13 protein-coding genes and 1 pseudogene are annotated in these 14,514 nt (G+C 32.9%); all 14 read right to left on the bottom strand.

The features are described from left to right. Window positions 1–36: 36 nt before the first annotated feature. The gene (locus SJY23_RS12035; RefSeq protein ID WP_396596530.1) at window positions 37–1,494 is read right to left on the bottom strand and encodes a polysaccharide biosynthesis C-terminal domain-containing protein; all 1,458 of its coding nucleotides are present in this window, start codon (window positions 1,492–1,494) and stop codon (window positions 37–39) included. Between the two features lie 6 nt (window positions 1,495–1,500). Next, window positions 1,501–2,514, bottom strand: a complete 1,014-nt coding sequence (gene pseI / locus SJY23_RS12030; RefSeq protein WP_396596529.1) for a pseudaminic acid synthase — start codon at window positions 2,512–2,514, stop codon at window positions 1,501–1,503. A gap of 3 nt (window positions 2,515–2,517) precedes the next feature. Next, window positions 2,518–3,510: a hypothetical protein gene (locus tag SJY23_RS12025; RefSeq protein ID WP_396596528.1), complete on the bottom strand. Its 993-nt coding sequence runs from the start codon at window positions 3,508–3,510 to the stop codon at window positions 2,518–2,520. 61 nt (window positions 3,511–3,571) lie between these two features. Continuing rightward, window positions 3,572–4,231 (bottom strand): hypothetical protein, encoded by a 660-nt coding sequence (locus tag SJY23_RS12020; protein ID WP_396596527.1) that lies wholly within the window; start codon window positions 4,229–4,231, stop codon window positions 3,572–3,574. Continuing rightward, window positions 4,231–5,115, bottom strand: coding sequence for an HpcH/HpaI aldolase/citrate lyase family protein (locus tag SJY23_RS12015; protein ID WP_396596526.1), 885 nt, complete (start codon window positions 5,113–5,115; stop codon window positions 4,231–4,233). The genes SJY23_RS12020 and SJY23_RS12015 overlap by 1 nt, the downstream gene beginning before the upstream one ends. Continuing rightward, window positions 5,108–5,572 carry a MaoC family dehydratase gene (locus SJY23_RS12010; RefSeq protein WP_396596525.1) on the bottom strand — a complete coding sequence of 155 codons (465 nt, stop codon included), beginning with the start codon at window positions 5,570–5,572 and terminating at the stop codon, window positions 5,108–5,110. Before SJY23_RS12010 ends, SJY23_RS12015 begins: the two co-directional genes overlap by 8 nt. A gap of 1 nt (window position 5,573) precedes the next feature. Beyond that, the gene (locus SJY23_RS12005) at window positions 5,574–6,395 is read right to left on the bottom strand and encodes an aldolase/citrate lyase family protein (RefSeq protein WP_396596524.1); all 822 of its coding nucleotides are present in this window, start codon (window positions 6,393–6,395) and stop codon (window positions 5,574–5,576) included. Window positions 6,396–6,469: 74 nt separating this feature from the next. Next, on the bottom strand, window positions 6,470–7,153 hold the full coding sequence (pseF, locus tag SJY23_RS12000) for a pseudaminic acid cytidylyltransferase (RefSeq protein ID WP_396596523.1): 684 nt from the start codon (window positions 7,151–7,153) through the stop codon (window positions 6,470–6,472). Continuing rightward, a complete protein-coding gene (gene pseC / locus SJY23_RS11995) occupies window positions 7,143–8,336 on the bottom strand; it encodes a UDP-4-amino-4,6-dideoxy-N-acetyl-beta-L-altrosamine transaminase (protein ID WP_396596522.1) in 1,194 nt (397 codons plus the stop codon). Before pseC ends, pseF begins: the two co-directional genes overlap by 11 nt. A gap of 3 nt (window positions 8,337–8,339) precedes the next feature. Continuing rightward, entirely contained in the window at window positions 8,340–9,350 is a 1,011-nt protein-coding gene (pseB, locus tag SJY23_RS11990; RefSeq protein ID WP_396596521.1) for a UDP-N-acetylglucosamine 4,6-dehydratase (inverting), read from the bottom strand. A gap of 17 nt (window positions 9,351–9,367) precedes the next feature. Continuing rightward, on the bottom strand, window positions 9,368–10,456 hold the full coding sequence (locus tag SJY23_RS11985) for a Wzz/FepE/Etk N-terminal domain-containing protein (RefSeq protein ID WP_396596520.1): 1,089 nt from the start codon (window positions 10,454–10,456) through the stop codon (window positions 9,368–9,370). Between the two features lie 213 nt (window positions 10,457–10,669). Continuing rightward, complete coding sequence (locus SJY23_RS11980) at window positions 10,670–12,334, bottom strand: SLBB domain-containing protein (RefSeq protein WP_396598122.1); 1,665 nt, start codon at window positions 12,332–12,334, stop codon at window positions 10,670–10,672. A gap of 141 nt (window positions 12,335–12,475) precedes the next feature. Next, window positions 12,476–12,892, bottom strand: a pseudogene (locus SJY23_RS11975) (polysaccharide biosynthesis/export family protein); the annotation flags it as partial. Window positions 12,893–13,103: 211 nt separating this feature from the next. After that, window positions 13,104–14,501 carry a UDP-glucose 6-dehydrogenase gene (locus tag SJY23_RS11970; protein WP_396596519.1) on the bottom strand — a complete coding sequence of 466 codons (1,398 nt, stop codon included), beginning with the start codon at window positions 14,499–14,501 and terminating at the stop codon, window positions 13,104–13,106. Window positions 14,502–14,514 lie beyond the last annotated feature (13 nt).

Below are 14,514 nucleotides of genomic sequence, written 5' to 3'. Positions count from 1 at the left end.
ATGTAATTCTATGTTTGGAAAAAACTTTTGCAATGGTTAATCTAGGTTTATAATATCTGGCTTAGTAAAAATGGTTTTTAGTTTTAAAATAACACCTTTCAATTTATTTTTATTAAGTATAATAAAAAGTATTAGTGGTATTGGTAAAAAAAAGTTTAACTCTAAAAAGATAATTATAAGTGCAGCAACATAGGGTACTAATAATCGAAGTGGAAATATTTCTTTTAAGTTTGAAAAAGGTGAGTTTTTTAATCCCAACTCTTTTTTAGCAAAAAACATTGCTAAATAAGCAAACATAAAATAGCTAACTAATGTTGCAATAATTACCTTATCGTAAGCAACATTAAAACCATAAATCAACATACACGCCATTCCTAAATTAATACTCAAGGAGAACAAAGCAATTTTTGCAATGGTACGTTCTTTATTTTGAGCCATTAAATAAGTATTATATCCAAAGGACTGGGTGTATAATATAATTGTAAGAGCGATGAGCTGTAATGATAATAACCCCTCTGCATATTTAGGGACAAAATATATGAGTACTGGAAAAAATATAATTGCGACAAAAACTAAACCAAAGGAAAAAGCAACATAACTATCTCTAATATTGCTTATTAAAGTACTTACATAAACCTTATCTGTTGTATTAAATTTATCTATCACCTTAGGAAACACAATAAAAGTGAGTGCTTGTAAGAACATAAGTATAGCATTTGCTAATGCAAATGAAAATGAAAAAAAACCAAACTCCGTTACAGTATACTCTAAACTTATTAAAGTCCTAATTGATAAAAGAATGAAATAAAAACATAGATTATAAATAAATAAATAAATTCCTTTATCTATAATTTTACGGACCCATTCCAAAGAAGGATACTCACCGAAAGGTATTTTCCCATTAAATATAAAAATAATGAGCGCAATTATATTACCTGCTACGTAAGATAGTGTAAGAAACTCTAATAACTTGTCAGAATTTGAAAAAAGCGCAACTATAAATAGTATAAGTGGAATAACAGATTGATATAAACCTATCTCAAACAGTCTATTTTTAATCCTATATATATTCATAAATAACGTATTGAAGTGCGTTAAAATCGCAGCAATGCACGTATAATAGAATAAATTCCCTAAGTCATATTTTAAAATATACTCAAACCCTATAAAATGATGATAAAGTGCTATAAACACTATTACAATACTTAAAAAAGTTAGAATAAGTAATGACGAGGCTGTAACCTTTTTAACCTTAATCTCATCTGATTTATTTTGTATTGCAAAAATATTATAGGCATTTGCAACACCAAAGTTTACAATTCTAAAATAATTGAGAAGTAAAAGAATAACTCCCCAAACACCAAAACTAGTAGGTCCTAATTTTGAAGCTATGATAAGTGATGTTATAAATTGTACAAAATAAGTGGCATACCTTGATCCTAAATAAATTATGAGTTTATTTTTTAAGGTTTTTTTAAAAAGTTTTAAAAGCATTAAATGCTACTTTGAAAAATGATTAAACTGCAATGGCGTCCCTTTTTTAATATCTTGACTTGCAATGGAACCTAAAATTTCATCTAAGTATTTAGGGTGTAATCCATGCCCAGGTCTTACTGTCCTTACATTATCTAAACTAATAATGTCACCCTTCTTTATATCTTGATGTACAAATAGTGAACGTCTTCTAAGTTTATTTGCGTCCTTAAGTTTGTAGCTTATCGTACCTAAAGATAGTTGAGCATCTCGAGCAGCATCAACCATAGCCTTAAATTCATGAGGCTCCATTGAAAACGATGCATCTATCCCTCCACTAGCCCTATTAAGAGTAATATGTTTCTCTATCACAGTAGCTCCTAACGCCACAGCAACAACAGGTACTGTGCTACCTACTGTATGGTCTGACAGGCCTACATTCACATGAAATGTATCTCGTAAATTAGGAATTGTTTTTAGATTTGCCATGTCTACAGGTGCAGGATATTCTGACGTACACTTTAAGAGTGTTACATTTATATTCCCTTCAGCTCTACAAGTATCTAAGGCTAATTGTATATCACTTAAATCTGCCATTCCAGTAGAGATAATCATAGGTTTCCCCTTAGAAGCTACATATCTTATCAATGGAATATCTGTAATCTCAGGAGAAGCAATTTTATACAATTTTACCTCTAGTTTTTCTAGAAGATCGACTCCAGCTCTATCAAATGGCGAAGAAAAGAATATCAATCCCTTACTCTCTACATATTTCTTGATATCCGCGTGCCAGCTATATGGCAAACTCCCTTTCTCAAATAAATCATATAGAGTTTTACCCTTCCAAAGCCCATCCTTTTTAGGACCAAAAAATTCATTATCTACATTCATAGTTAACGAATCTGCAGTATAGGTTTGAATCTTTACAGCATCTGCTCCAGTCTCTGCAATTGCATCTATAGTTTTATAAGCAAGATTTAAATCGTTATTATGGTTTGCAGAAATTTCTGCAATTATAAAAAGTCCACTATCAAAAATCATATACTATAATTCTAAAATTGAAATTATACGTTGTTCGGCATCAAAGTCTAATAAAGACAGTGCCCTTTTATTAAATTTTTCTCTCAACTCTCTGGATTTTATAAGATCATTAACTGCTTTATTAATTTGCAATGGATTTATATTATCTATTAAGCCTAGATGCATGAAGGCATCTGTTTTATTTGATAAAACTTCTGAGGCAACATTATTTGCTTCCTGATGTCCTAAGCTTATAACAGGCATTCCTAAGGCCAAGAGCTCATAAGTACTTACCCCAAATGTTGATACTACTATCTGACTTTCATTTATGCTTAAAAAGTCATAATCTAAAAAATTTACATTTTTAGGAGTTTTAAGAGGTAACAAAGGTACAAACATATAATTATTACCTACATAAAAGTTAAACTCTATATCCTGCAAACTATTAAAATCCAATAATTCATAAAGAGTTAATAAAACATTTTTAGGATCACTTCCACCAGTTACAATACTTATTTTTTTTACCTCATTTAAATTTTCTAAACACTTACTTTCAAGAAGTTTTATTTGCGGATTAAAAAGCACATATTCTAATCCTTGATATATAGCGACAGAATTCAAAAAAGATGAGAAAAATTCCTTGGTTTGATGAATAGAAGGAAGTATAAATATATCGCATAAATGTCTTGATGGAGAAATATTCTGATAAAATACAGTTTTTGTTTGCACAGATAAGCCATTAAAGAGGTCACTTGGAAATTCGAGAATACCATCTACATATAAAAAATCGCAATGCAATTTATTACTCAAAGCTACCATTTTGTAATTACATTCCTTATCTGAATAACTTGTATGTTCAAACTCAAAATCTAATTGTAAATCCCAAAATTCAGAATCACAATGCACAAAGTGCACGTTGTGCCCTTTTAGAGAAATACTTTTTGCTAATCCATAAGTTCTGTAAAAATGACCAAGACCTACACTACCTCCTGCATCAACTCTAAAAAGTATTTTCATAGATTATATATTCTAATTATTTAAAGTGAAGGACTTAGTATTTAAATGCTTTCTCGGAACTCTATCTACTCACCTCACCTATTTTACGCGCTGGATTACCTACCACTTTTGCATAGTCTTCTACATCTTTTAAAACTACTGCTCCTATACCTGTAATAGACCATTTACCTAGCGACACAAACTCAAGAGTTGTCGCATTAGTGCCTAAATACGCCCCTTCTTTTAGGTGTACATCTGCACCTATACAAGCGTTATTTGCCACATAAGAGTAATCATCTAAACTTGCTCCATGACCTATTAATGATTGAGCAAAAATATGTATAAAGTTACCTATAGTCGTGTTTGGCCCTATTGAAACAAATGGCTGTATACAAACTCCATATCCAATTTTTGAATATTTTGAGACTACTGCTGTAGGGTGAATGATTGTTGCAAATCGCTCCAATGGAATCTCCAAGTCTGTCAATTTATGTAAAAAATTAAAGTTGAGCTTAACAGATATAAGACTATAAAAAAAATAAACATCTTCATCCTTTAAATACTGGTCAACCACCTCCTTAGTGATCTTACCTATTATTGGATAACCATTAATTGATCCAATTTCTCTGTCATTTAAGAATCCAAGTATCTCCCACTGGGGAATTACTTCATTAATATCTTCTACAGTTGATTGTACAACAGTTCCGTTTCCAAAGCCACCTATAATAATTAGTTTTTTCATTATAAAGAAGTATTTGCTAAGTTATGTTTTTCTAAAACCTTTTTAGCTTTGGCCACAAATGGAGGGCCTATAAATTTTCCATTAATAATAGCTACACCCTGTCCGTTTTTTTGAGCCTCAATATCTAATCTTAATATGTCTTTAGCATGCTGAACTTGCTCTTCTGAAGGACTATAGTATTGATGTACTAGATCTATTTCCATAGGATTAAGGACTAACATCCCTTCATAGCCTAATTTTACAGATAATTGCAAATTAACTTCTAGGTCTTCCAAATCCTTAACTCTAACATGAACAGTATCTATAGGTATTACACCAGTTGCGCGGGCACCCATTGCTATTATAGCTCTGGGGGTAAATAAACTTAAATGTTCTTTATCATGTATCCCTTCTAAGTCTGTAATAAAATCTTCCGATCCATATGCCACCGCAATTACCCTATCTGATGCCGTGCATATTTCTTGCACATTCAATACGGCAGATGCTGTTTCTATTAATGGGATTATTTTAAATGTTCCTTTTTTAAAACCTTTTTCAAACTCTACAGTTTCTAGAAGCTTATCGAAGAAGTAAATATCTTCTCCTTTCTTTGCTTTTGGATACATAAATCCATCAATACCATCTACTGTTAATTGTGTGACATCTCTAAGCAGCTCCCCACTCTCTCGATCATTGATCCTAGTAAAAACGTGCCTTCCCTTAAAAAGCCCATTGCTCATAGCTTCTAAAACTTTATCTCGAGCCACTTGTTTGTTAGATTGTGGTTGCACAGAGTCTTCTATGTCAAGTAACAGTACATCAGCAATAGACTTTGATGCACTCAATAAAAGTTTATCGCTGTGTGCAGGAACAAACATTAAACTACGCATTAAAAACTTATCCATTATTTTCCTTTGGTATTAAAACTTTTCTTCTAAAACTAAGAATATCCTCATTTTTTTGATTGTATGCAATTGTCTCCACATAAACTATACCTCTATCACTTTTTGACTTAGAATCCCATTTATCTAAAACTTCCGTTTTTGCATAAATAGTATCGTTAATAAAAACCGGCCCTAAATGCTTAACAGCTTCATATTCTAAATTCGCAATAGCTTTACCACTTATATCAGGAACAGTCATCCCTACAACGAGACTAAATACTAGTGTACCGATTACTAATATTTTGCCATGTTGATGATTTTCTACGAAATCCAAATTTGTATGGACAGGATGATGATTCATAGTTAATAAACTAAAAAGATTATTATCACTTTCAAAGATGGTCTTTGATAAACTATGATTAATTGTATTTCCTACGGCAAAGTATTCGTAGTAATTACCTAGATTGGATGCTTCCATATTATTTTTTATAAGTTGATACAATTTTTAATGCCCTTTCTATATGTGGCCTTTCTATAATTTGACCATCTACGACTATTGGATTAAATTCTTCATTAATGCTGTTTACTTCTTTTAGATAGGATACTATTTTGAGAGCTCTAAGATATTCTGCTTCAGTATAAAATTGGTGCTCATTAAATACTTCAAACTGCTTTGGATGAATTAAAAATTTAGCATCAAAGCCTTTATTGAAGCCATCAATTAACTCTGTTCCAAAATTTTCTAAATTATTGAGCTCCATTGATGCTATATCTATTGCTATACCATCAATAGCTCGAGCCATATAAAGTATATTCTGCCTTAAGATATCTAGATTTTTTAAAGTATGAGTTCCTCCTACAACAGACATAAAATCATGGCTTCCCAGAGCTATGCCTTCAATACATGATTTATAATTAGATACGCCAGAGAGTAGCTCCAAATAGAGTCTGGGTGTTTCAATAAGAATCACAATAGATATGTTATAGGAATTAGTTTGAGATATAAGAATATCCAAATCATCACGGCTATTAAGTTTAGGTATAACAAACTTCTTAAATCCAGCTTCTAGAAATGGAATCAAAAATTTTATACTAACCACTGTTTCCGACTCATCATAAACAGGTAGTCTCAAATAACAATCTAATAAATCATTATCCTTAGATAAAGTATTCACTAGATTTTCTCTCTCTGATGCTTTAATAGCATCTTCAAAATCAATTACAAATTCACTTATTCCCAAATTTCTTAGATCCTTTAACTTATGGACCTTAGTACTAGGAATAAAAAAAAAGCTATACATCTTAATATTACTTTAATAAATAGTTAGAAGAATACTAATTGCTTGTTATATAAGAAATTCTACTAAAAGTTTTGTTATATGTCGTTTTGCATTTTAAATTTCAACTCTGCTAAAATCCAATCCTCTTCATTGTCAATATCCTGCGCTTGACTTTCCTTAACCTCAAATGCATAACGTTTTTCTCCTTTAAGTCCTTTGTGAAAATTCATCCAGTAAAACATCCCAGAATCATAAAATGCAGGTTCTAAATCTTGAGAGCGTGTTTTAAGATACTCCGAATTAATCATCTCTACCTCACCACTTTGAGACAACCTAAAGGCTCTTTGGATAGGATATGAGAACTTTACTATGGGTCTAACTGAATCTGCACGGTTATTAATTAAAAACTCATAACCTTTAACTAAAAGGTCAGGTGTTACTAATGGTGCCGTTGCAAAAAGGCAACAAATGTTATCAAAAATTTCTCCTTTTGATTCATAATCGGATTTAACCTCTTCTATAACATCTTGTAATGTAGCAAAGTCATTAGAATTTTTTATACTTCTGAGAGAGGGAACTGTCGCTCCATACTTCACAGCTATTTTAGCAATGTCGTTATCATCAGTAGACACCATAACCTCGGTAAAACATTTACTTTTTAGAGCTGCTTCAATGCTATATGCTATTATAGGCTTACCTAAAAAAAGTTGTACATTTTTTTTGGGAATGCGTTTACTCCCCCCCCTTGCAGGAATGATACACAGATTATTATGAGACATAAAACTCTTTTATTTTACCTATAACAAATTCCTGTTCATCTTCATTTAAGGTAGGATACATTGGTAAACTAATACAATTTCTATAATATTCCTCTGATTTAGGGTAGTCGCCTTCCTTGTGACCTAAATTTCTATAATATGGCATTAGATGACAGGGAATATAGTGTATCTGTGCAAAAACACCATGTTCTCTCAAGTAATTATAAAGACCTAACCTATCGTCTACTTCAATTACATAGAGGTGATATGCGTGACCTTCAATAACTCCAGACTGACTCTTTATAAACTTTTCGCTTTTAAAGGCATTGTAATATCTAGTTGCAATAGCACGGCGTTTTTCAATGCCCTCATCTGCTCTTTTGAGCTGGCTATTACCTAATGCAGCTTGAAAATCAGTGATACGATAATTATAACCTAATTCTTGCATTTCCATATACCAAGCAGGATACGTATCTACATCTTTTGAAGCCGACGCAAAACTTGGATCATTTGTATATAACTCATCATTCTTTACGATCCCATGAGTTCTTAATGCGAGTAGTTTATTATATAATTCTTCACTATTGGTCGTAATCATTCCTCCTTCTCCAGAAGCTATATGCTTTACTGGATGAAACGAAAATATAGCTAAGTCTGCAAAATTTCCATTACCACAATGTTGTCTTACACCTTTGCTATCTACAAAATATCCTCCTGGAGAGTGACAAGAATCTTCTATAATCCAAAGACCAAATTCATCTGCAAGTTTTCGATAAACTTCTAAATCTACTGCACGACCTGCAAAGTCTACTGGAATTATACCTACATAATTACCATTTGGATCATTTTCTAGTATTTTTCTAACACTATTACTATCTAGTAAATAAGTATCAGGATCTATATCTCCAAAAACAACCTCTCCACCACAATAACGTACACAATTTGCAGATGCAGCAAAAGTGATAGGAGTAGTTATTACCTTTTGTCCAGGTTCTACTCCTAAAGCTAATGCATTGAGGTGTAGTGCAGCAGTGCCATTAGAAACTGCTACAGCATATGTAGCCCCTACGTACTTAGCAAAATTTGACTCAAATTCCAAAATTCTTGGTCCTTGAGTAAGATAGTCTGCTTGTAATGCCTCTACCACTGAATCTATATCTCCCTGCGTAATATGCTGTTTTCCATAAGGAATTATATGCTTCATATTTTAAACTTTAAAATCTGAATCTACATGTTCGACTATTAAAGATCTTAAGTTCTCTACAGTCTCCCAATCTTCATTTTCTCCACTATTATATCTGAATCCGTCGGCTACTCTGCTTGCAGAAAATTTAGATATAAACTCATCTAGTTTCCATCTATGCGTAGCTGGAAGTATTGTATAATATTTACCTAAATCATATGTATAAAAGGAGTCAGAGCTAGTAATCATCTCTTCGTGTATTTTCTCTCCTGGTCTTATCCCAACTACTGGTTTTTCACATTCTGGACCAATTGCCTCAGCAATATCCAAGATTCTATAACTTGGTATTTTAGGAACAAAAATCTCTCCTCCCCACGCATGCTCTAATGCATGCATTACCATATCAACACCACCTTGTAATGAGATATTAAAGCGAGTCATATCCTCCGCAGTAATAGGTAAAACACCTTCTTCTCTTTTCTTCAGGAAAAATGGTATTACAGATCCATTAGAACCCATTACATTTCCGTACCGTACGACACTAAACTTTATTGGATTCCAGCCTGTAATATTATTTGCTGCTACAAATAACTTATCAGAGGCTAGTTTAGTTGCACCATATAAGTTAACAGGCGCAGCTGCTTTATCTGTAGAAAGAGCCACTACTCTTGAAACCTCAGTCTCTAAACAAGCATTAATTAAGTTTTCAGCACCCAATATGTTAGTTTTAACACATTCCATTGGGTTATATTCTGCAATAGGCACATGCTTCATAGCTGCAGCATGAATGACGTAATCTATTCCTTTGAGCGCCCTTTTTACCCTCTCGTAATCTCTAATATCTCCTATGAAAAACCTTATTTGAGGATAATCTGAAGGTGGATATTCCTGCGCCATTTCAAATTGCTTTTGCTCATCTCGAGAAAAAATAACTAGCCTCTTTACTTCTGGATATTTACTAAATATGTGTTTTACAAGGGCTTTACCTAAGGAGCCAGTCCCCCCAGTTATCAAAATAGATTTGTTATTCAACATAGTGATTAATTACTTATTTAATTATTTAATATAACTTCTTTCCAATATACTCTAAATATAATCCAAAGTACAGATAAAATGACTCCAACAAAAAGGAATCCAATTATTATTATCGCCTTACTAGGTCCAGATTTTTCACTTTTCACAATCGGATTTTTCAAAACCATAAAGATAGGCGTATCCTTCTCAACCTGTAGTTTTTGAGACTCTACTTGGGTTATGACTTCATTGTAAATATTGTAAGCAAGTGAATATTCTGAATTCAGTTTCTGTAGTCTTACATTACTCAATGCCGTGTCATTAAACCTATTAGCATCTTTATAAGAAGCTAACCTCCTTTGTATACTTTCAAAATCATCCTTCTTAAGCGAAAGTCGTTTTTCTAAAAACTCTAATTCATTTTTGGCCTTTGCAACATGCATATCAATAACCTTTCCTTCTAGTTTTTTCCAGCACAATCTAGTTAAGTGAGCAGCAGCAACTCCATCAGGCATTGTAGTTGTTATTTCAATATAACCTTCCTTAGCGTTTATCAATAAATTAGTAGATTTTTTAAAAACATCTAAGACTTTTTTTTCTTGATTTGATAAAAATAAAATATCAGAATTTAAAGTATCTGTTATAACTACTTCAGGTTTATCTGCTGAAAAAGATTTGATAATTTTACTTGGTAAACCTATGGTGTAGGACTTCACTAAAGTTAAAAATCCTGGACTATAATGATTTGTATAATAATCTTTATAACTTAATTTCTTTTCAAAATCAGAAAATTTAATTGGTTCATTAATGACATCTCTTTGAAAATTTAAACTTTCAAAAATCTGAGGATACAATATAGGAGAAATATTCTGTGACTTATTACCGCCTGATAAATCTATGCCAGCAAGATTAGCGAGGCCACCTATTCCGCCCTTAATCTCAGAACTACTTACCTGAGGTAGAAGTACTGTGTTTGCCGTGTAATAGTTTTTTGAAAATAATGCAACTATAAGACCAACTACAAAAAATAGTATACTGACCTTAATGATAAAACGCTTTCGCGAAAGCAATAAATCAATTAAAAAAGATACGTTAACCTTATCGTCAACAAAAAAATCTTTCTTCATAAACATCTTTAATTTAAATAATCTGTCAAAATAAAACTACTCCTCACTGTTAAACTAAATTATTGATAGGCAAACCACATAACTATAATTATTTTTAATACAATAAAAAAACTATGGCCTACAAACCCGCACCAATTTATATGCCATACTATAAGAACCTACAGATATGTTCAAAATACATCACACTAATTCAATAATTAGAGTTTATATTATTTAATTTGAGAATCTATCAATAAGCAAACCTATAGTGCCTAAACCTGTAGTAATACCAATTACCTCTTGAACACTTATTCCTTTTCCAGTACTTATTGGTTTTGGTGGTATTAATATAACTGACCCCGGTGCAATTTTAGGGTAGTTCCTAAAAAATAGAAAATGTTTTGTAGCCTTTACCTCTCCATTAGGGTAAATAACATAAACCTTATTCTTTTTTGCGGTAGATGTAAAGCCTCCAGATCCATTAATATAATCTTTTAGCGACTTGCTATTATCAAAACTAATTAATGCAGGAGCAAGCACTTCACCTTGCACCTCTACGGTCTGTTTAAGACTTGGGATATTAAGCTCATCTCCAGTTTCCAAAATAATATCAAACTTGGAACCTTTACCGCTATCTTTTAAAATCTTATCTAATTGCAGTCCTATTCTAAAAACCTGATCACGATTTCCCACTTGAACTACAGAATCTCTTTTTGCTATATCAATCAACAAATCTTTCTGCACTTGATCTTCTTCACTAGATAATTTTCTAATAAGTGTAGCTCCTTCGGTATAAGCATATGGAGAAAGGCCTCCGGACATTTCAAGTAAATCAGAAACTCGTTGATTCTTATCAGTAATTGTATAATCTCCTGGAAAAGCTACTTGACCGCTGATTTTAACACCCTTTAGCTTCTCAAAACCTTTAAGATAAGGTACAGTAATTCTATCATTTGGTTCTAAAACAAATTCTGACCCCTCATCTACTTGCAAATTATCTATTGGAACCTCAATTTGTTCACTTAGTGTACTGAATTCATCATCAACTATTTGTCTAGAAACAATTACACTACTAAGATCTGCTCCAAATTTAACCCCACCAGAGATAAGAATCACATCTTTAATGGTAAGACCTTGAGTATAAGAAATTGTCTTAGGATCATTTATGGCTCCAGAAATCATAATATTCTGACGATCATATAACTCACTTTTACTAAAGACATAGATTTCATCTTCCCTAAGCAATTCAAGGTCATATTTGTCACTCAAAACATCAGCAACCGAGAATGCTACTACTTTTGTTTGATATCCATCTACTTTTCTGTTGATGATAGCTCTTCCTAAAAAAGCATCATCTGTAACCCCCAAAGACTTAGCAAAAATATCAGAAAGTTTTGTTCCTTCTTTTAATTCATAGTGCCCAGATCTATATACAGCTCCAGAAATTGTCACTCTATTTTGATAACGATCTATAATTTCCCCGATACTAATTTTATCTCCATCTTGCAATGCTACTAAATTCGACTTGGTTAAGTCAATCTCTTTTACTTCTCGCTGAGTGCCCGTATTGCGCTCAATGGTTAATCTATCTTTGTAGGCATTAGATGTAAAACCTCCAAAATATTTCGAAAGATCTAAAAAAGTCTCATCAGATTTTAATTCATAAATTCCAGGACGTTTTGCAGCACCTTTAACCACCACACGTTCCTTGTAAGGGTTAACTATGATTACATCTTGATCTTCTAAATACATATTATCATCTGAATCTCCTGATATTAAAAATTTATAAATGTCAAAATGTGATATTATATCTCCATCCCTAACTAATATAATATTTCTGAAAGTTCCATTTTCAGAAGGCCCACCAGATGCATATAATGCATTTAAAATAGTTGACAATGAAGATAGAGAGTAAGAACCGGGAACGCTAACCTCACCAATAATGTTAACCTGAACCCTCCTTATATTAGAAATTGAGACATCCGTAAAAACTTTATAAGGACTACTAACAGGCGCTCCTATGCCTGCATAAACTCTTCTTAAACTTCCATTAATTTTCGCACGTACTTGATCTAAAGTTAGACCAGTAACTGAGATAGGTCCTACATTAGGGATTCTTACAACACCAGTAGATCCAACCTCTTTCACATAGACATTTTCTGCAGCTCCATAAATATTTATAGTAATCTCATCACCAGGACCTAAAAGATAGTTCTTAGGAGCAGATATATTTAAAGATGGCTCAAAACTGATATTTGGATTTTTAAAAAAATCATATCCAAAAATAGAACTACGTGGGTCTCTTTTTAACTCTTCATCACCTGTGAGACCAAAAGACTGTTTTTCTTTTTTTCCTGAAGCGACAACAGACACTGAAGATTCACTAGAGCTAGCTACTACCCCAGAATTCAATTGGTTAATTCTCGTCTTAAGCTTTACTATTTCAGAAGATTGCATTCCTTGAGCTGTGGCAATTAAATCAATATCGTTTATGCCATAACCTTGGTCTTTAGCTTTCTGCCAATATGATTCAATTTGACTATCTGACAGATCATCTATATTAACTGATGAAATCTGAGATAAACTCAAGGTCTGTTCCTGAGAAAAACAAACACTAAATGAAAACATAAGAACTATTAAAAGTAACCTTCCTAAATTATCTTTCATCTTACTTACCTTTACCAATAACATATATTTCAAATCCAATATTTTTCATTTTATTTGTAGCAAATATAGCTCTTCCATCAAAAAGAAAAGCAGGCTTTTGCATCTGATTGTAAATTTGTTGCCAGTCATAATTAACAAACTCATCCCATTCTGTCATAATAGCAATGGCGTGCGCATTATCACCGGCTTCCATAGGGTCGTTAACTACTGTAACCAAAGCTCTATTTTCAGCTTCAGAACGCGTGTTTAAATAATCGAGATCTGCTAGAATCTGTTCCTCAGAAACCTTTGGGTCATATATAACTACCTCTGCTTGTTCATTGAGCAAATAATCTGCCACATAAATGGCTGCCGATTCTCGGGTATCATTAGTATCCTTTTTAAATGCCCAACCTAATAATGTAATCTTCTTACCAGAAACGGTGTTAAACAGCGTCTTTACTATCTTTTCTGCAAATCGTCTTTTTTGGTGATCATTCATAATAATGACCTGCTCCCAGTAATCTGCCACCTCATTAAGTCCATATGACTTTGCAATATAAACGAGGTTTAAAATATCTTTTTGAAAACAAGATCCACCAAAACCAACGGAAGCCTTTAAAAACTTTGGCCCTATCCTCGAGTCTGTACCAATTGCTCTGGCAACTTCTTGAACATCTGCTCCAGTAACTTCACAAAGCTCAGACATCGCGTTAATAGAAGAAACGCGTTGTGCAAGAAAGGCGTTTGCTGTAAGCTTAGAAAGCTCTGAGGACCATACATTTGTTCTTAGGATACGCTCTTCTGGAATCCAATTTGAATAAATGTCTGCAAGAGCTTCGGTAGCCTTTTGACCACCAGGAGTATTTTCTCCCCCTATAAGTACACGATCTGCATTGAGTAAATCTTGAATTGCAGTACCCTCGGCTAGAAATTCTGGGTTTGATAAAATATCAAAGCGTACACCTTTACCTGTATTGTGAAGTATATTCTGTAATGCTTCGGCAGTACGTACAGGTAGCGTAGATTTTTCTACTACAATTTTATCTGTAGTCGCTACTCTGGCAATCTGGCGAGCACATAATTCTATGTACTTTAGATCTGCTGCCATCCCTTTACCTACTCCATACGTTTTAGTAGGTGTATTTACGGATATAAAAATAAGCTCTGCTTCATCTATCGCCTTATCTACTTCTGTAGAAAAAAATAGATTTCTACCTCTAGCTTCTTTTACAACTTCAGCTAGGCCTGGTTCATAAATGGGTAGGTTACTTACATCTTCATCATTCCAAGCTGCGATGCGCTTCTCATTAAGGTCAACTACAGTAACTTTTATATCCGGACATTTTAACGCAATTACAGACATTGTAGGTCCTCCTACATAGCCTGCTCCAATGCAACAAATGTTTTTTATGCTCATATTTTTCAAATTA

The organism is Dokdonia sp. R86516 (assembly GCF_044596715.1).
Lineage (GTDB): Bacteria > Bacteroidota > Bacteroidia > Flavobacteriales > Flavobacteriaceae > Dokdonia.
This window is presented reverse-complemented; position numbering and strand designations above follow the sequence as displayed.